Origin of the sequence: Nocardia sp. NPDC051750, assembly GCF_044453135.1 — a bacterium.
Lineage (GTDB): Bacteria > Actinomycetota > Actinomycetes > Mycobacteriales > Mycobacteriaceae > Nocardia.
The window spans coordinates 564,519-582,393 of record NZ_JBITCK010000003.1 but is presented as its reverse complement, the minus strand read 5'-3'; the positions used below and the strand labels follow the sequence as shown (position 1 = coordinate 582,393).

The 17,875-nt window shown below is 68.5% G+C and carries 13 protein-coding genes; 4 read left to right on the top strand and 9 right to left on the bottom strand.

Annotation, left to right across the window (positions count from 1 at the left end; all coding sequences use genetic code 11):
• Nucleotides 1-8 precede the first annotated feature (8 nt).
• Nucleotides 9-443 carry a nuclear transport factor 2 family protein gene (locus ACIA75_RS16350; RefSeq protein WP_397104507.1) on the top strand — a complete coding sequence of 145 codons (435 nt, stop codon included), beginning with the start codon at nucleotides 9-11 and terminating at the stop codon, nucleotides 441-443.
• A 76-nt stretch (nucleotides 444-519) separates the two neighbouring features.
• Here ACIA75_RS16350 and ACIA75_RS16345 read toward each other — a convergent pair whose 3' ends face one another.
• From ACIA75_RS16345 to ACIA75_RS16325, 5 genes are read right to left on the bottom strand one after another with little or no spacing between them, the layout of a single operon-like run.
• The gene (locus tag ACIA75_RS16345; RefSeq protein WP_397104505.1) at nucleotides 520-1,284 is read right to left on the bottom strand and encodes an SDR family NAD(P)-dependent oxidoreductase; all 765 of its coding nucleotides are present in this window, start codon (nucleotides 1,282-1,284) and stop codon (nucleotides 520-522) included.
• A 47-nt stretch (nucleotides 1,285-1,331) separates the two neighbouring features.
• The gene (locus tag ACIA75_RS16340) at nucleotides 1,332-3,029 is read right to left on the bottom strand and encodes an ABC transporter permease (protein ID WP_397104502.1); all 1,698 of its coding nucleotides are present in this window, start codon (nucleotides 3,027-3,029) and stop codon (nucleotides 1,332-1,334) included.
• Nucleotides 3,029-4,192, bottom strand: coding sequence for an ABC transporter ATP-binding protein (locus tag ACIA75_RS16335; protein ID WP_397104500.1), 1,164 nt, complete (start codon nucleotides 4,190-4,192; stop codon nucleotides 3,029-3,031). The genes ACIA75_RS16340 and ACIA75_RS16335 overlap by 1 nt, the downstream gene beginning before the upstream one ends.
• A gap of 1 nt (nucleotide 4,193) precedes the next feature.
• Nucleotides 4,194-4,976 (bottom strand): SDR family oxidoreductase, encoded by a 783-nt coding sequence (locus ACIA75_RS16330; protein ID WP_397104498.1) that lies wholly within the window; start codon nucleotides 4,974-4,976, stop codon nucleotides 4,194-4,196.
• Between the two features lie 41 nt (nucleotides 4,977-5,017).
• Complete coding sequence (locus tag ACIA75_RS16325; RefSeq protein WP_397105354.1) at nucleotides 5,018-6,055, bottom strand: ABC transporter substrate-binding protein; 1,038 nt, start codon at nucleotides 6,053-6,055, stop codon at nucleotides 5,018-5,020.
• Nucleotides 6,056-6,176: 121 nt separating this feature from the next.
• Here ACIA75_RS16325 and ACIA75_RS16320 point away from each other — a divergent pair, with 121 nt between their 5' ends.
• Both ACIA75_RS16320 and ACIA75_RS16315 read left to right on the top strand, forming a co-directional pair.
• On the top strand, nucleotides 6,177-8,138 hold the full coding sequence (locus ACIA75_RS16320) for an FAD-dependent oxidoreductase (RefSeq protein WP_397104496.1): 1,962 nt from the start codon (nucleotides 6,177-6,179) through the stop codon (nucleotides 8,136-8,138).
• 172 nt (nucleotides 8,139-8,310) lie between these two features.
• The gene (locus tag ACIA75_RS16315) at nucleotides 8,311-9,669 is read left to right on the top strand and encodes an FAD-dependent oxidoreductase (protein ID WP_397104494.1); all 1,359 of its coding nucleotides are present in this window, start codon (nucleotides 8,311-8,313) and stop codon (nucleotides 9,667-9,669) included.
• A gap of 135 nt (nucleotides 9,670-9,804) precedes the next feature.
• On the opposite strand, the gene ACIA75_RS16310 is transcribed toward ACIA75_RS16315, so the two are convergent.
• The 4 genes from ACIA75_RS16310 to ACIA75_RS16295 all read right to left on the bottom strand — a co-directional run bounded on the left by ACIA75_RS16310 (nucleotide 9,805) and on the right by ACIA75_RS16295 (nucleotide 16,397).
• Nucleotides 9,805-11,058 (bottom strand): arginine deiminase, encoded by a 1,254-nt coding sequence (locus ACIA75_RS16310; protein WP_397104491.1) that lies wholly within the window; start codon nucleotides 11,056-11,058, stop codon nucleotides 9,805-9,807.
• 33 nt (nucleotides 11,059-11,091) lie between these two features.
• Nucleotides 11,092-12,531: a basic amino acid/polyamine antiporter gene (locus tag ACIA75_RS16305; protein ID WP_397104489.1), complete on the bottom strand. Its 1,440-nt coding sequence runs from the start codon at nucleotides 12,529-12,531 to the stop codon at nucleotides 11,092-11,094.
• A gap of 175 nt (nucleotides 12,532-12,706) precedes the next feature.
• Nucleotides 12,707-15,091: a hypothetical protein gene (locus ACIA75_RS16300; RefSeq protein WP_397104487.1), complete on the bottom strand. Its 2,385-nt coding sequence runs from the start codon at nucleotides 15,089-15,091 to the stop codon at nucleotides 12,707-12,709.
• Nucleotides 15,092-15,263: 172 nt separating this feature from the next.
• The gene (locus ACIA75_RS16295) at nucleotides 15,264-16,397 is read right to left on the bottom strand and encodes an MFS transporter (protein WP_397105352.1); all 1,134 of its coding nucleotides are present in this window, start codon (nucleotides 16,395-16,397) and stop codon (nucleotides 15,264-15,266) included.
• Nucleotides 16,398-16,958: 561 nt separating this feature from the next.
• On the opposite strand from ACIA75_RS16295, the gene ACIA75_RS16290 reads away from it, so the two are divergent.
• Nucleotides 16,959-17,798 (top strand): alpha/beta hydrolase, encoded by an 840-nt coding sequence (locus ACIA75_RS16290; protein WP_397104485.1) that lies wholly within the window; start codon nucleotides 16,959-16,961, stop codon nucleotides 17,796-17,798.
• Nucleotides 17,799-17,875 lie beyond the last annotated feature (77 nt).

The following is a 17,875-nucleotide window of genomic DNA, read 5'->3' as shown; positions in this document are numbered from 1 at the left end:
TCGGGGTCGTGAACGATATTGCCACGAGCGCCACCCGCACGGTCGCCGAAGAGCTGCTCCGCCGCATCGGTGTGGGCGATCCCGACTCGATCGCCGCCCTCTACGCACCGGATATCGATTGGAAACTGGACTGGCCCGATGACGAGCACGGCCGTATCGCGACACCGTGGATACGGCATCGCGCGACTCGTGCCGACGCCGCCGCACACTATCGCGAACTCGCCCGCCACCACGTACCCGACGAAGCCGGCACGGTCATAGAACGCATTCTGGTCGACGGCCCGGAGGCGGTGATACTGGGCGAAATCCGGCAGACCGCGCGCTCCACCGGGCGACCCTATCGCTCCCGCTTCGCGCTGCACCTCACAGTCGCCGACGGCCTGATCACCCGCCATCATGTATACGAGGACAGCCTCGCGGTCGCCCGGGCGTTCGACGCGTGACAGCCGGCGAGATGCACCGGCGTGGATGTCTCGACCCTCATCCGGTGGAGACATCCACGCCGGATCGCACCGGTACTCAGGCGCAGGTCCAGCCACCGTCCACATAGAGCTCGGTACCGGTGACGAAGGTCGAATCGTCACCGGCCAGGAACGCGACCGCGGCGGCCACCTCGTCGGCCCGGCCGAGGCGCCCCATCGGGGTGTGCGCGAGCATGGCGCGATGCCGTTCGCTGCCTTCGTAGCGCGCGAGCAGCTGCTCGGTTTCGATGAACCCGGGGTGGATCGAGTTCACCCGCACACCTTTCGTGGCCCAGTGCAGGGCGGCGTTCTTCGTCATCGTCCGCACCGCACCCTTGGCGGCCGCGTAGGCGAGGCTGTTCCCCAAGCCGCCCACGGTGCCCAGAATCGAGCAGAGGTTGACGATCGCGCCGCCGCCACTCCGCTCGATCAGCGTGCCCGCGTGCTTCATACCCAGCCAAGTTCCGGTCTGGCTCACCTCGACCACCCGGTTGTAGCGGTCCAGGTCTTCGTCGACCACCGAGGCCAGGCTGCCGATCGCGGCATTGTTGACCAGTGCGTCCAAACGCCCGTGCCGGTCGTCCACTGCGGACACCACCGCACGCCAGTCGTCCTCGCCCGCGATATCGAGGGGCCGGGCCAGATGCCGGTCCGGCCCGTCGAGAGTGCCCACGAGTTCGGTACAGGCCGCCTCGCCGAGGTCGGTCACCACGAGCGTGGCGCCTTCCGCGGCGAGCCGGCGCACGATCTCCACGCCGATACCGCCGGTCGAGCCGGTCACCAGGACAACCTTGTCGTTCAGCCTCGAGGGACCCGTTGGCATGGCAGACCTTTCGTGTTTCGACGGAGATACCGTGAGCAGATCGCGGCTCACAGCTTGTTCAGCACATTCCGGCCACCGATCAGCATCGCGACCCCCACTCCGGCGGTCGTCACGGCGGTCATCAGCAGCGCCATCGCCGCGACCAGCGGGTAGGAACCGTTCTGCCACAGATCGAACAGCAGGGTGCCCATCACCTGGGTCGTCGAGGCACGCACGAGTAGTGATGCGGCGAATTCGTGGGTGAGCAGGATGAACATCAGGGCGACGGCGCTGAGAATGGTGGGCCGCATCAGCGGCAACATCACCCGCAGATTCGTCACCAGCGGGGACGCGCCGCTGGTTGCCGACGCCTCGCTGTAGGTGTTGCCGAGCGAGAGCATGGCGGTCATCTGCATGCGGGTCGCGTACGGCAGCATCAACACGATGTAGACCAGGATGATCACGGTCTTGGTCCCGTACAGGATCAGCGGTGGCTCCGTATAGGTGAGCAGGAAGCCGACACCGAAGATGACCGCCGGAATGCCCAGGGGCAGTGCGGTGATCAGATCGGCGAGCAACGCCATGATCTTGAACTGCCGGCCGCGCACCAGCAGCGTGGCCATCAGATAGCCCAGCGGAACACAGATCACCACGGCGGCCAGCGAGGTCGACACACTGGTGAGCACCGAATCCACGATGGCGCTGTCGGCGGCCAGGGCACGGAAGCTGTCCAAGGTGAGCAGATCCCAGGACAGCGAGCCGGACCAGTACGGGGTCAGCGAGACGATGATCAGCCCGAGCATGGGGATGATCAGCGCGAACAGGGCGTAGACGACAATCGTCACCGTGGCCCACAGTGAACGCCCCGCCGCCGGCGCGAAGGCCTTGCCGCCGTGGGTGACGAAGCGGGACTGATTGCCCAGCAGACCTTTCTGGATCAGCACCAGCACCAGGCCGAAGATCACCAGCGGCGATCCGGCGGCGGCCGCCGCGGCGAAATCCGACGGCGATTCCGACACTCGGCGATACATCTCGGTCGTCAGTACCTTCACGCCGTAGTTCTGTCCGAGCAGCAGCGGGCCGGTGAACTGGCCGAGCCCCAGCAGCAGTGCGATACCGCCGCCGTAGATGAGCGACGGCCGCAGCAGCGGCAGCACCACCCGGAAGAACACCCCGACGGTGGAGGAGCCGCTGATCTGCGCAGCCTCCAGATGTTCGGCGCCGATGTTCTGCATTCCGGCGCTGACGAACAGGTACACGAACGATGTCAGCCCGAAGCCGGTGAGGATGATGATCCAGGGCACCGTGTACACATCGATCGGCCCGGAATCCGAACCGCTCCACCAGGGCAGCTTCCGCAGCAGGACATTCAGGTAGCCCGGCCCCGGTGAGAGCAGGAACGCCCAGCCCACGATATTGGCGACCGCGGGCATCACGATCGGCAGGATCGGGATGATCCGCAGGAACCCCAGACGGTCCGGCAGCCGGCTCGCCGCGAAGGCCAGCAGGGTACCGAGCACCATGGCGATCACCAGCGAACCCAGCGCGAGCGCGACGGTGGTCCCGATGGTTTCGGCGATATCGAAGCGGGTGTACTGCGCCCGGTAGCCGCGGGCACCGTCTTCGAATGCCAGCGACTGCAACCGGATCATCGGTAGCACCACGAGATACGCGAGAACGGCCAGCAGCGCCAGATAGCCGGCCCGGGCCCGCCAGTGCGCGGGCAGCGCGAAGGGACGACTCACGGCGGTGGTCGCGGTGGCCATCAGGCGTGCCCTCCCGCGCTCACGGCGACCGGTTCCGGGGTTTCGGCGCGCTCCGTACCCGGAGCCGCGAAGACCCGCAGGCTCGCCGGTGAGAAACTGACGACCAGCGGCGCCCCGGGACGACTGCCGCGCAGCGCCGCACTGTGCTGGGCGGCCGGCGCCCGCAGGATCAGCTGTTCACCGCCGGTTTCGACGGTGACATCGAAGTACCGTCCGCCGTATTCGTAGGTCACCAGTTCGGCGGGCAGGGCGACATTGCCCAGCGGCACATCGTCGGCGGTGGCGTGCAACAGCACATCGTCGGGGCGCAGCCGGGCCACCGCGGTGTTGTGCCGATCGGCGGAGTCCTGCACCACCGCATGAGTGAGGTCGATCGAGTCACCTGCGGCGGTCGACCAGCCGTCGTGCCCACGGCGCAGCGACAACCGGTTGCTCATCCCGATGAAGGCGGCGACATAATCCGATACCGGGTTCTCGAAGACCCGCTCGGGCGCGTCGTACTGTTCGATCTTGCCCGCCTTCATGATGGCGAGCCGGTCGCCCAGGGCGAAGGCCTCGGACTGGTCGTGGGTGACGAATACGGCCGTGAATCCGAGCTGCTGGTGCAGCTGGTGGATCTGGGTGCGCACCTGATCGCGCAGGCGGGCGTCGAGATTGCTCAGCGGTTCGTCGAACAGCACCAGATCCGGCCGGGCGACCAGACCGCGGGCGACGGCCACCCGCTGCTGCTGCCCGCCGCTGAGCTGCGAGGGATACCGGTCGAGCAACTGTCCGCAATCGACCATCTCGGCCGCGGCCTCCACCGCCCCCTCGGCGACGGCTTCTTTCATCTTCCGCACCTTCAGCGGATAGCGGATATTGTTGCGAACGGTCATATGCGGCCACAGCGCGTACGACTGGAAAACCATCCCGATATTGCGTTTGTGCGCGGGAACATCCAGGCGTGCGTTCGCATCGAATACGGACCGGTCCTTGAATGTGATCGCCCCGCCCTGTGGTGTTTCCAGCCCCGCGAGACAGCGCAGAGTCGTCGTTTTCCCGCAACCGCTCGGTCCGAGGAGAACCAGGAACTCCCCCTCCTCGATGGTGAGGTCGAGTTGGTCGACGACGACGTTGCTGCCATAGGTTTTGGTGAGGCCGGAAACGGTGAATTGCGACGTCATCTCATGCCTTCTGGGTCGGGAGTTTCGGAGTGCGCACGCCGGCGGCGGTGCCGCCGTCGACGAGAAGATCGGTTCCGGTGACATAACTGCTGTCGGCGCCCGCCAGAAATGCGATCACCGACGCCACTTCCGCCGGGGCACCGCGGCGCTGCATCGGAATACTCCGGACGTAGGCCTGCACATCGTCGGCCGCGAAACCGGGTGCCGCGGTGATCTCGGTGGTGATACTGCCGGGACATACCGAATTCACCCGGATGCCCTGTTCGGCCAATTCCAGTGCGGCGACTCTGGTCAGCGCGCGCACCCCGAACTTCGCCGCCCCGTAGGCGCCGAGTTCGGCGGTGGCGAGCACCCCGCGCAACGACGAGATGTTCACGACGGAACCGCCGGAGGTCATCGCGGCGGCGGCCGCCCGCAGGCCGAGGAAGGTCCCGACCAGATGCTGGTCGATCATGCGACGGAACTGATCGAGCGTGGTGTCTGCCAGCGGTGCTTTCACCGCGGTACCGGCACTGTTGACCAGTACATTCATCGGGTGGCCGGCCTGTTCCATCTCGGCGGTCACCGCCTGCCAGCCGGCCTCGTCGGTCACGTCGAGGCGGCGGTAGTGGGCGCGCGATCCCAGCTCCAACGCCCGTTTCCGCCCGGCGATATCGTCGATATCGGTGAGATAGACCGTTGCGCCCTTCGCAACGAACAGTTCGGCGGCTGCCCCGCCTATCCCCCCGGATGCCCCGGTCACCAGTACGTGGGTGCCGTGCCAGGGCTCGGCCATATCGTCCATGCCTGTCCTTCGTCGATCTCTTCGGGAACTGTGGAGCGTGATCAGCTCTGGAAACGCCGGGCCCATTCCTGGGAGTACTGCGCGACCTTGTCCGGCGTGAGGTCGCGGGTGTCCGGCGCGGCGATGTCCTGCGCTTGGACGACGGCGCCCGGAATATCGGGCAGCGCCGCGGCGTAGCCGTCGTTGAGCGCGGTCTGCCCTTCCCGGGTGGCCATGAAGTCGGCCAGTACCTGGGCGGCGTTAGGATGCGGCGCGACACTTACGACGTGGCTGTACCAGGGTGTTCCCCACGGGTGCGGCGGGAGCGACCAGTCGACCGGTGCCCCCGCGGCCACCTCGGTCACCAGCGGTTGCACCGAGGGGGTGACAGCGATCTCGCCCGAGGTGAGCGCCTGGGCGATCCCGAGCGCGCTCGGATATATCCGCGGTTTCAGCTCGGCCAGCCGCTCCCAATAGTCCGCGCCGTAGGTATCGGCGTAATAGCGGTAGAGATCGACATACGAGGCGATACCGGTGGGATTGACGATGCCGATCTTGCCGGTGAATTTCGGGTCGAGAATGTCACGGGGTGAAGTCAGTCCGCCGGGCACCGCGTCGGTATTCCAGCCGAGCGCGAAAACCGCCGCACTGCTGAGTGCGAAACGATTTTCCAGCACACTGGCCTCCGGCCGGTATTCCGGTGCCCGCAGATTCGGGCCGACCAGTTCGGTCGAATAGCTGCCGGATTGGGCCGCATTCGTAACCCAGGTCGGGTCGGTGAGCATATGGACATCCGCGGTGCCGCGACCGGTCCGGTTCTCGGTTTCCACCCGCGGATTGATATCGGCGTCGGTACCCCGGACGAACTCCAGGTCGATGCGCGGGTGTGCCGATTCGAATGCTGTTTCCAGCCTTTCGAGGTTGGCGGGCTTCTGGCTCGAATAGAGCAGTACGCTGCCCTCGTTTTCGGCGGCGGCGACCACGTCGTCCCAGGTACCCGACACCGGGGCCGTGGTCCCCGGGTTTGCCCCACAGGCGGTGAGTACAGAGGTGACAGCGAGGGCCGCGACGGCCGCCGTGGCCTGGAACAGCATCTTCATGGTGCGAATACCCACATCCCACAGAACTGAACTGATGTCAGTTTGAAACTATGCCATACCCATTGTGGTGTCAATCACCTTGTGGCAATAATATGAAGTGAATCCAGTTCAAGGAGGAACGTTGGTCTCCCCGCTTCTGTCGTCTCCACTGCGGATCGGCTCGCTGGAGTTGCGCAATCGCCTGGTCGCGACCGCCCACGGTTCCGGTGTGGTCAGCGCGGGCGCGGCCCAGCCCGGCGACGACGACTACTGGCGGCGCTGCGCGGCCGGGGGCGCAGCCATGGTCGTCGCGGGCGGCACGGTGGTCGGATCGGACTCCGGCAACCGGACAGGCAACATCACCGACGCGTCCCGACCCGACGCGGTGCCCGGCCTGCGGCGACGCGCCCGGGCGATCACCGACGGTGGTGCCGTACCGGTCTGCCAGCTCGTCCATCTGGGGCGAGAGACCCTCGGCGCCGAGATCTGGGAGCATCCGATCGCCCCGTCGGCCATCCGGTCGCCCCGTGAACCGGTACGGGCCCGGGTGATGTCGGATGCCGATATCGATCGGGTGATCGCCGATTTCGTGCTCAGTTCCCGCCACGCCGCCGAGGCGGGTTTCCCCGCCGTGGAACTGCATGCCGCCCACGGATACCTCCTGGCGCAGTTCCTCTCCCCCGGCTCGAACACACGGCGGGACGCCGGGACCCCGGCCGGCCGGGTCGCGATCCTGCACAGGTTGCATGTCGCGATCACCGCTGCGTGCCCGGGACTCGCTGTCGGCGTGCGTGTGTCGATCGACGGTGCGGAGGAAGCGGGGCTGGATGCCGACGGCCTGTGTGAACTGCTGCCGCTGCTGAACATGTTCGACTACATCAACGTCACGGCAGGGGTGCGCACCACCTACGTGCGCGATATGGCGACCGCCGAGCCTCCGCTGCTACCGCTGCTGAGCCGGCTACGCGCCGCGACCACCCGTCCGCTGCTGGTCTCGCAGGCGTTCCGGACGCGGCCGGAGATCGAAGGCGCCCTCGCCGCCGGCGCGGACCTCGTCGGGATGGCGCGACCCTTCATCGCCGACCCGGATATCGCGGCGAAACTACTGCGCGGGGCGGACACCCGGATCCGGCCGTGCGTGTCCTGTAACGAGGACTGCCGTTCCTTCACCCCGGTCCTGCTGTGCTCGGTGAATCCGGCCCTGGCCCCGCCCGGCCACTCGGCCCGCCCGGCGCGACCTCTGCGCTTCGGCCCACCGCCGAGCCGGCCGGGACGGGTCGCGATCGTCGGCGCCGGACCCGGCGGCCTGGAAGCCGCCCTACGGCTCACCCCGAACCATGACGTCACCCTCTTCGACGCCAACCGCTGGATCGGCGGCCAGCTGCGCACCGCCGCGCAGGCGCCGAACAGGACGGGCTGGTCGGCGCTGCTGCGCTTCTATCAGGACAATATCGGCGGCGTCCGGACCGAGCTCGGGCACCGGGTGGTACCCGCGGACCTCGCCGATTTCGACGAGATCATCGTGGCGACCGGCGCCACCGAAACCGAAACTCCCGGCGCGATGACGGCCACCTCGGTGCTGACCGATCCGCGGCAGATCTGGCCCGGCAACCGCGTGGTGGTGGTCGACGACGGGTTCGGTTACTGGCCCGCGCTCGGTGCCGTGGAGGCGGCACTGACCGGCGGCGCCGGCCGGGTCACCGTGCTGACCCCGGGGGCGGCGATCGCGGCGGGTATCCCGGCGGAGAGCCGGGTGCAGTTGCTGCGGCGCCTCGCGGGCTGCCCGGTGGATTTCGTCGTCCAGGCCGTGCCTGTCGATATCGGTCGCCAGGGGACGGGCACCGTCGTGCGCTACCGACATATCCTGTCCGGCACGGTGAGCGAGCTGACCTGCGACCGGGTGGTCGTCGCGGGTGAGCGGATCGCTGCCGAATGGCGATCCTTCCCGGAGCGACTCACCCGGGCGAGAGTGCAGGTCATCGGCGATGCCCTCGTCCCACGTCGCGTCTCGCACGCCGTCGCCGAGGGGTACGCGGCGGCGGAAACGATTGTCCACGGTGTGCGGCGAGCGTCCGCGCAGATCGGACCCGGGACACCCGACTGAACTGAGCCGGGTACCGAAGTGATCGCCGAACGACCCGGCCAGTGTGCCCGCACTCCGCCGCATCTGCGGGCGGCCATGTCCGAAGGCGCGGCACGCGGCTACGCCACGACAGAGGAGCAACGGCGGCCGGTGCACCGTCCGAATCGCCGGATCGAGCAATAAGGGAGCACGAATGCAGAGGATCGAAACGGATGTCTTGGTGATCGGCGCGGGTATGGCCGGTCTCACCGCCGCGGCCCGCGCGCTCGACCTGGGCACTTCGGTCGTTGTGGTCGAAAAGTCGGACACCGTCGGGGGGTCGGCGCGGTTTGCCGGATACGCCTGGACCGCGCCCGGCCGGGCGGTGATGGACGAGGTGAACCCGGACGGAGACCCGGTACTGCGTAATGCGCTGGTCGACGGATTCGCCGACGGTATCGCCTGGATCCGGGCGCTCGGTGTCCACTGCGCCGATTCGGTGCCGGTCCTGCGCTACGGCCGCGGCCACCGGTTCGACACCAACCAGTACATCGACGAATGCCGGCGCCGGGTGAGCACCGGCGGACAATTGTTCACCGGCACCGAAACCCTGGCCCTGCGTACCGAAGACGGCGCCGTGACCGGGGCCCGGGTACGGCGGCCGGACGGCACAGAAATCGAGATAGTCAGCACCGCAGTAGTTCTCGCCACCGGTGGGTTTCAAGCCGACGGCGAGCTCGTCGCCGAGCACATCCACCCCCGCGCCGGCGAGATGCAGGTGCGCTCCAATCCGGTGAGCGCGGGAGCCGGTCTGCGCCTGGCCGAAAACGTGGGTGCCGCCACGGGGATGTCGCGTTCCGGTTTCTACGGGCATCTGGTGCCGACGCGGGTCCCGTTCCGCGATCCGTCCGATTTCGTGGCACTGTCGCTGTACTACAGCGAGCACGCGCTGCTGTTCAACCTCGGCAATCGGCGGTTCACGGACGAAACCCTGGGCGATCACCTCACCGCCATGCGACTGCTGGACCAGCCGGAGGCTCGCGGACTGCTGGTCGCCGACGAACGGGTGTACCGGGAATGGGTGCTCGGCAGCTATGTCGAGGGCGCTGTCGCCGTGGACAAGTTCGAACTCACCCAGCGGCGCGGCGGGCGCTGCGGTATCGCCGAAACCCTGGAGGATTTCGCCTATCTGCCGCCCGAGTGGGGGTACGACGGGGCGGCCGTCGCCGAGCAGATCCGGCAGGTGAACGCCGCCGGCACCGCGGTCCGCCCCGCTCGGGCCCACGACATCGCACCGCTGGATACCGGCCCGTACTACATCATCGAAACCTGCCCCGCCCTGACCTTCCCGTTCCACGGCATCCGTATCGACGCCACCGCACGGGTGCTCTCCGCCGGCGGCGGCACGATTCCCGGCCTCTTCGCGGCAGGTTCCGACGCCGGCGGTCTCTATCACCACGCCTACGCCGGCGGGATCGCCCCCGCGCTCGTATTCGGCCTGGCCGCCGCCGATGCCGCCGCGGCACTGCCTTCGCCGCATGACGGAACCGCACCGGCAGCCGCATCGACATAGCCGATGGTGCGGCCGGTATCGAACGGATCCGCGATCTGCTGACGTGGCCGGGTTCGCCGGCGCCTATGGTCCTGGACGCGCCGCCGTCCACGACGGCTTCTCATCGCCGAGTACCGACCCGGGACAGCCCGGCGCTCAGTCGATCGGGTCGCGGGCGATCGGGCAGGTCATACAGTGGCCCCCGCCGCGGCCCCGGCCGAGTTCGGCGCCGACGATCGTGATGACCTCGACCCCGGCCCGGCGCAGCGCCGCATTGGTCTGGGTGTTGCGGTCATAGGTGAACACCACACCCGGGGCCAGGGCCACCGCATTGTTGCCGGAATCCCATTGCTGGCGTTCGGAGGCGTACAGATCGCCGGCGGTCTCGACGATCCGGAGGGCAGGGAAGCCGAGCGCATGCGCCACGACGTCCACGAACGGGGTGCCCTGCTCGTCGGTGATGTCCACGCCCGGTGCTTTATCGGAGGGGCGCAGGGTGAACGGGTGGATTCCGTCGACGATCCGGGGGTGCACGGTGACGAGGTCGCGGTCGGCGAAGGTCAACACGGTGTCCAGGTGCATCGCGGCCCGGAGTTTCGGCATTCCGGCCACGATGACGGTATCCGCGGCCTGGGCGTCGAACAGGGCCTTCGCCAGCTGGGTGATCGCCTGCCGGGAGGTGCGTTCGCTCATTCCTACCAGGACCGTGCGGTTACCGACCGGCATGACATCGCCGCCTTCGAGAGTGGCCTGCCCCCAATCGTTTTCGGGGTCTCCCCACCACACGGTCGAATCGGCGTAGTCGGCGTGGAATCGGTAGATCGCCTTCATCAACAGGGTTTCGTCGTGCCGGGCGGGCCAGTACAGGGGGTTGAGGGTCAGGCCGCCATAGATCCAGCAGGTGGTGTCGCGGGTGTAGAGGGTGTTGGGCAGCGGCGGTAGCAGATATTCGGGTGTGCCGAGGGATTCGCGGGCCAGCGCGATATAGGGGGTGCGGTAGTCGGCGGGCAGGTCCGCGGTCGACAATCCGCCGATGAGGTACCGGGACAATTCACGCGGGGTCAGGGAATCGAGATAGGACCGGCTGGCGTCGAGCAGGCCCAGTCCGACCCGGTTCGCGACGATCTTGCGGTCGAGCAGCCAGGCGCGGGCCTCGGGGATCGCCATGGTTTCGGTCAGCAGATCGTGCAGTTCGACGACCTCCACCCCGCGATTGGTCAATTTGTTGACGAAATCGAGGTGGTCGCGCTGGGCGGATTCCACCCACATCACATCGTCGAACAGCAGCTCGTCGGAATTGGTGGGAGTGAGCCGTTCGTGCGCCAGACCGGGCGCGCAGACGAGCACCTTGCGCAACCGGCCGACCTCCGAGTGGACGCCGGGCCGGATGCCGGTCGAGTTCACGGTCATAGCGCTACCTTTCGTCGTCGGAACCGGGGTCTGTCACAGGGTGACCCAGCCCGCCACGAGAGCGATGACACCGATCACCGCGCCCACCACCACCAGAGCGAACCCCGCGGCCTCACGGGGCGAGAAAACCCGGCGCCCCTGCTCGCGGCGGGCGAGGACGAACAGGGCGGTCGCGGGCGCATAGAAGATCAGCGAGACCAGCACGAACTTCAGGCCCGCCGCATACAGCAGGAACGCGGTGTAGACGGTGGCGAGAACGGCGACGGTCAGGTCGCCGCGCCAGGTCGCGGGCCGGGCGCCGGCATAGGTTTCGCGGGTCAGGCAGAGTTTCAGCGCATAGATCGCGGCGAGCAGGAACGGGATCAGGGTGAGGGCGGCGGTCAGGTCGAGAGCGAAATCGAAGGCGTCCTGCGAGAACATGGTGACGATCAGGACCGTCTGCGAGAGCGCGGTACTCAACAGCAGGGCGTTGATCGGGACGTCGCTCTCGGTGGCGCGTCCCAGGAAGGCCGGCATATCGTCGTCCTTCGCCGCGACGAACAACACCTCCGCGGCCATCAGCGCCCAGGCCAGATAGGCGCCCAGCACCGAGATGATCAGTCCCGCGCTGACGAAGGCGGTACCCCACGAACCGACGGCCGCTTCCAGCACACCGGCCATCGACGGCTGGCGCAATTCGGCGATCTGGCTCATGGGCATGATCCCGTACGACACCACCGTCACGGAGGCGAAGATCGCGAGCACGCTGACGAATCCGAGGAGGGTGGCCCGCCCGACATCCTCCCGGCGCTCGGCATGCCGGGAGTACACGCTCGCACCCTCGACCCCGAGGAAGACGAAAACGGTCACCAGCATGGTGTCGCTCACCTGCTGGAACAGCGAACCCGAATAGTCCGCGCCGCGGAAATTGTCCGCGAAGACCGCCGGATCCAGCAGGAAGACGGCGAGCAGCACGAACACGATGATCGGCACGACCTTCGCGACCGTGACGATCTTGTTGATCGCCGCGGCTTCTTTGGTGCCCCGCCGGATCAGCAGGAAGAACGCCCACAGGCCCACCGAGGAAAGAGCCACCGCGATCAGCGTATCCCCCGAGCCGAGCGCCGGAATCCACTCGCCGAGGGTGGACGTGATGAGCACCCAATAGGTCACGTTGCCCACACAGGCGCTCGCCCAGTACCCGGCGGCAGAGAAGAAGCCGGTGAATTCGCCGAATCCGGCTTTGGCATAGGCATAGACACCGGCGTCCAGATCGGGTTTGCGCACGGCCAGCCGCTGGAACACCAGTGCGAGCATCAGCATGCCGGTACCGGCGATCGCCCAGGCGATGAGCGCACCGCCGACACCGGTTTCCTGCGCGAATCGCCGCGGCAGCGAGAAAACACCCGCGCCCACCATCGACCCGACAACCATCGCCGTGAGCGTGAGAGCCGTGACCTTCGCCGCCCGCTCCGGCGCCTGCTGCTGGGCCATCCCTACGACCTCTCTGCTCGCCCGCTACCGAGTACCACCGCAGATCATTCGTCGACGCTCGTCACCGATGATGCCTCATCGGTGCGGGCTCGCGGATCAAGCGAACAGTTCGGGCCGGGCGCGCCGCGACGGGTCCGGGGTAGGTTTCCTCCGGGCAGGCCGCCGCTCGTGCCGGTCAGTCGACCGCGCTCGGCGTCGTGGTTTCGTCCAGTGCGGCCCGCAGGTCGTCGATCACCTCATCCGCGGTGTGGTCGGTCAGCTCCGCGACCTGCTGGGTGAGAACGTTGATCAGGAACAGCGCGGAATTCATCGGTGCGCTCAGATCGACATTGATCCGGCCGTCCTCATGGTGTGTATGGACGATCGCACCGATCTCCTGCATCCGGGCCATGGCGGCACCCACCCGCTGGGCGTTGCGCGCCCCGTCGGCGGTGTCGTCGAGGGCCTGGATCGAATCCAGCAGAACGTGCCCGCTGCGGCGGGTGGGCTCGGTCACGCCGAACTGCGCGCGGAGCGGCATGGCACCCACCGTGGCGACCGCCGCCCGAGCACGGATGCCCTCGACCATCCGGGGCAGCTCCGATCCGTCGACGGAGGTGGCAACGATGCGTATCGCCACATACAACGACCGCCCGCCTCCCCACAGCGGTTCCCGATAGCGCCCGGGTTCGGCGAACGCGGCGGCGGAATCTCGCGGATCGAGCACACGGCCGCCACGGACCGGGGCAAAGACCATGGTCAGGTCGTGCGGGGGCCGGCCGTCCAGGCGCAATGCCCAGTCGCTCGCCCCACCCACCTCCATCTCGCCGGCCGAATTCACCCCGATCTCCGCAGGGCCCGTCGCCGGGTCGACGCCCACCAGCCGGATCAGGTCGGCGAGGGCGCTCGGCTGGAATGCCTCGGCGATCGATACGCCGAACGCCCTCGCCTGCACCGAGGACGGCCAATCCGCGCCGGCTCCGAGCCGGATCCACCGGTCCGCCAGGGCGGCGTGATCGGCCGACGCACGGCAGGCCCACCAGTGCTGGTTCCCGAGAACAGCGAAAAAACCCGGCGCCGCCACGAACTCCGCCTTCCCGGGGCGGTCGCGGTCGGTGAGCGTGCCCGCGGCGTACCCGTTCCAGGTGATCGTGAACTCCGCGGAGACACCGCCGATCCGCGTGGTGTGCCCGACCTGCAGACGCACGGCATCGGCGTGACCGATCCGATCCGCGGTGGCCCGGATGACCTCGTCGATACGATCGGCCCGGGGTGCCGGGTCCCGGTCCAGTTCGGCCAGCACCATCGACCGGGCTTCCGCGGGCGGCAGGCCACGAATCACCCCCGCCATTTCCCGCATATGCTGTGACCATTCGGCACCGGAATACGCGCGCTGCGAGCCGATCCGCTCGAAGAGCTCCATGTTCTCGTGGATGCGCTCGAGTGTGGCCATGACCTCGGGACCGGGCCGCCCGTCCGTCGGGTACACATGCGGCAGAATATCGGGGACCGGTGTGAGGCCGGTGAGCTCGGCGGTGAGGGTGAACGGCAGCACCATGGTCCGGCCGTCGGGGTATTCGAAGGACACATAGTCCGCCTCCGGGAGTACCGCGGCTCTGCCCTCGGGCCAGGCCACCGACAGTCCGTGCCGGCCCAGGCGGTGGAACAGCGGCAGGATGGGCTCGACGGTCCCGAGGCGCGCCAGCTCAGGGGCTGACTGCTGCCCCAGCCACCGGCCCAATACCCGGTATTCCGCGGAGATCATCGTCCGGCGAGCCCGGTGGGCCGGGGCGAAAGAGCGCGCGAGCTCGGCATGCTGGACGAGCCGGCCCTGAGCGTCGGGGGCGTAACCCTGCGGCGACAACGGATCCGTACTGTCGCGGTATATCTGTCCGGCCCGCCGGTAGTGTTCGGCGAGCTGGTCCTCGGCGCTGTCGACCAGGATCAGTGTGCGCGTGTCGGGCACGAACACCATCGGCCGGTGCTCGAAATCGCGTGTCATGTAGGCGAACCAGTCCGTGAGGACGGGACACACCGGGAAGTAGTCACCGGTCAGCACGATCGACGAATCCGCGCCCACGGCGGGTTCGGTGAGTACCACCGTTGCCGCCAGATTCTGCCGGGCGATCGCGAATACTTCGTCCTCGGTGACACCCCACTGTTCCAGGCGGTCCGGCGCGGGATAGTCGATCCTGCCATCACCGAGGTCAGCGACCACGACTTCGTCCAGAGGCGGCTGCAGAGGGCGCCGGATCCGGGGTTCCGGATCGGCGAGCCGGCCGGTCCACCGCCGCAATACGGGCCGCAGCAGCGGACGGATCCGGTCCCATTCCGAGAGGCGAGGACCACCGGAAACCATGGCCGGTAACTCGTCGGCGGCCCATTTTCTTCGCTCCTCGGGTGCGCGGTCCCGGAGCAGGCGATGGATGGGCACCAGGTCCAGCATGCGCCGGCCGTGGTCGAATCGGATACAGAATCGTTCGGCGTCGTAGCGGCCGTCCTTCACGCCGGCGGCCATCAGGTAGTCGAAGAATTCGAGCGCGAAATGCCGACGGGCGGTTGTCTCGTCTGGCGTGGGCATATGCCGGTCTCCTGCAGTCGTCCCCGAACCGGCCGGCGCATCGTGCTGCACGGATATCCGCGACCGCTCCGCGAACCGGCGAAGCTCCACCGACAGGTTGTTCGCGGCCACACTAAGCCGGATCAGCGCGCCGTGCGTTCCTCGTGGACGGGAACAAACTCCCCGGTGAGGGTTACGCGCGCCGGGCCGCCCACACCGTGACGGTGAAGAGCAGGACACCGAGCAGGGCGAGGCCGGCGCCGACGACCGCCGGGGCCGTGTAGCCGTAGCCCGCGGCGATCACCAGTCCGCCGAGCCAGGCGCCCGCCGCGTTCGCGATATTCAGAGCGGCGTGGTTGAGCGCAGCAGCCAGGGTCTGCGCGTCGGCGGCCACATCCATCAGCCGGGTCTGCAGGCCCGGTGCGAGCGCGGCGCCTGCAGCACCCACCAGCAAGGCACCGATGCCCGCGGTGATCGGGTGCTGAGCCGCCGCCACGAACACCAGCAGAATCACCATCATGGCGCCCATGGCGATGAAGACCGACCGGTCCACGCCGCGGTCGGCGAGTATGCCGCCGACGATATTGCCCAGCACCATGCCGACGCCGAAGAGCATCAGGACCACCGGCACCAGGCCGGCCCGCAACCCGGAAACATCGGTGAGCGTCGTGCTCACATACGTGTAGACCGCGAACATGCCACCGAACCCGATCGCGCCCACCGCCAGAGTGAGCAATACCTGCGGGCGGCGCAGCGCGCCCAGTTCGGTGAGCGGGTTCGTGATGGCTATGCCGGTCAGCGGCGGCACGAAACGCCACAGTGCCGCGACAGTGGCGACGCCGATCACCCCGACCAGGACGAAGGCGCTGCGCCAGCCGAGGTGCTGCCCGAGCCAGGTCGCGACCGGGACACCGAGCACGTTGGCGATACTGAGCCCGAGCATCACGGCCGCCACCGCCTTGGCACGCTGCCGTGGCGGCGCCAGCGTCGCGGCGGCCAGCGACGCGACGCCGAAATAGGCGCCGTGCGGTAGGCCCGCCACGAAACGCGCCGCCACCAGCGTGCCGAAGTTGGGGGCGAAGGCCGAGGCCAGGTTGCCGACCGTGAACGCCACCATGAGCACGATCAGCAGGCGTTTCCGCGCGACCGAAGCACACGCCGCGGCGATCACCGGCGCACCGACCACCACCCCGAGGGCATACGCGGAGACGGCATGCCCCGCGGTCGGCTCGGAGACGGTGAACGCGTCCGCGATATCGGGGAGCAGCCCCATCGTGACGAATTCCGTGGTGCCGATCCCGAACCCGCCGAGCGCCAGCGCCAGCATGGCCGGGATATGCCAGCTGGTGCGGGCCGGGGCGGCGGGGGTCGTGGCCGTGCCGGTGGCGGTAGAAGTCACGCTCCCGTGTAACAGGCGACGGCCGGAGGGGGTTCCATCCCCGGCTGTGAGTTCGCCCACCGCGGACGGATAGCGGCAGGCGTCCGGCCGGACCATCACCGCGCGAACCGGCACGGCGCGGTATCCGTGAGTGCGACCCGGCGCACGCTCGCGACGTGCTCGAAAATGCCAGGCGCCGGCCGCGCCCGGCATTTTTCCGAGGTGGCACACGGAGCCTCCCGGACCGCCGGTGAGCCGATGTCGGGCCCCGACTCTGCCCGTCCCGGAGTACGGCCCGAGTCCGGCAGGAGTACGGCCCGGTTCCGGGTGCCTGTGCGGCCGGCCCGGTATCCGGGGCGGGCACCGGTGCGGCGGCAGAGGACGAACGGACCGGCAGATACGATCGCGGGGAGCCTCCGGAAGAGATCGGCAGCCACCGGCGACTACGCATATCTCCAGCGGCCCGAACCGGCCGAATCGTCGAGCGTCACGACACAGGGAGGAGGGCGGATGAACGACCCGCAGGTCCGGGACCGGGATATCGACGGCCTCCGCGGCCCGGTCCGGATCCGGGAGTATCTGCCGGCCGTTCCCGATCCGGCGGCGGCGCCGCTGCTGTGGATCCACGGTGGTGCGTTCGTCTCCGGCGGTCTCGACCAGCCCGAATCGCATGCGGTAGCGCTCCGGGTGGCCGCGAGCGGCCGCCGGGTCCGCACCGTCGACTACGCCCTGGTTCCGCGGTTCCGGGTCTGGGGGCCGCCGAAACTGCGCCCGTCGGACAACCGTTACCCGGCGCCGCTGGACGACGTCCTGTCCGCGGCCACCGACCTCATGGCGGACGCCCCGCGGATCGTCATCGGTGGCGCCAGTGCGGGCGCCTGCCTGACCGCTTCGGCGGCGCTGCGACTGCGCGACCGGTCCGCGAACGTGCCGGTCGGACTGGTTCTCGCCTACGCCACCCTGCACGCCCAACTGCCGCCGCTGCCGGACGCCGTCCGGGCGCGGGTGCGGGGCAGGCACCGGATCGGCACCTACACCCCGCAGGTGATCCGCCGGATGAATCTCAACTATGTGGGCTCGCAGCGGCTCCTCGCGGATCCGGAGGTGTTCCCGGGTGGCGGCAAACTCGCCGGACTGCCGCCGGTCCTGCTGCTCGATGCCGCCCACGACACACTGAGCGCGTCGAGCACCGCTTTCGCCGGGGAACTCACCGAAGCCGGGGTCGACACCGACCATCGTATTGTCGCCCGCACTCGCCACGGGTTCCTCAACCGTCCCGGCTCCCGGGGCTTCCGCGAGGGGAGCGACGCACTGCTCGGCTGGCTCGACCGGACGGCGCGCCACCGCTAGCACCGCCCGGGCGAGGGCTGCCGCCGCCACGACACCGCCTCGGCCGGTCGCGCACCTCGGGTATCACGGCCGGCTCC

Coding starts and splice junctions, on each gene's coding strand:
- ACIA75_RS16290 (WP_397104485.1), top strand. CDS start 16,959: ATGAACGACCCGCAGGTCCGGGACCGGGATATCGACGGCCTCCGCGGC.
- ACIA75_RS16310 (WP_397104491.1), bottom strand. CDS start 11,058: ATGACCGTGAACTCGACCGGCATCCGGCCCGGCGTCCACTCGGAGGTC.
- ACIA75_RS16300 (WP_397104487.1), bottom strand. CDS start 15,091: ATGCCCACGCCAGACGAGACAACCGCCCGTCGGCATTTCGCGCTCGAA.
- ACIA75_RS16335 (WP_397104500.1), bottom strand. CDS start 4,192: ATGACGTCGCAATTCACCGTTTCCGGCCTCACCAAAACCTATGGCAGC.
- ACIA75_RS16305 (WP_397104489.1), bottom strand. CDS start 12,531: ATGGCCCAGCAGCAGGCGCCGGAGCGGGCGGCGAAGGTCACGGCTCTC.
- ACIA75_RS16340 (WP_397104502.1), bottom strand. CDS start 3,029: ATGGCCACCGCGACCACCGCCGTGAGTCGTCCCTTCGCGCTGCCCGCG.
- ACIA75_RS16315 (WP_397104494.1), top strand. CDS start 8,311: ATGCAGAGGATCGAAACGGATGTCTTGGTGATCGGCGCGGGTATGGCC.
- ACIA75_RS16345 (WP_397104505.1), bottom strand. CDS start 1,284: ATGCCAACGGGTCCCTCGAGGCTGAACGACAAGGTTGTCCTGGTGACC.
- ACIA75_RS16330 (WP_397104498.1), bottom strand. CDS start 4,976: ATGGACGATATGGCCGAGCCCTGGCACGGCACCCACGTACTGGTGACC.
- ACIA75_RS16325 (WP_397105354.1), bottom strand. CDS start 6,055: ATGAAGATGCTGTTCCAGGCCACGGCGGCCGTCGCGGCCCTCGCTGTC.
- ACIA75_RS16295 (WP_397105352.1), bottom strand. CDS start 16,397: ATGCTGGCGCTGGCGCTCGGCGGGTTCGGGATCGGCACCACGGAATTC.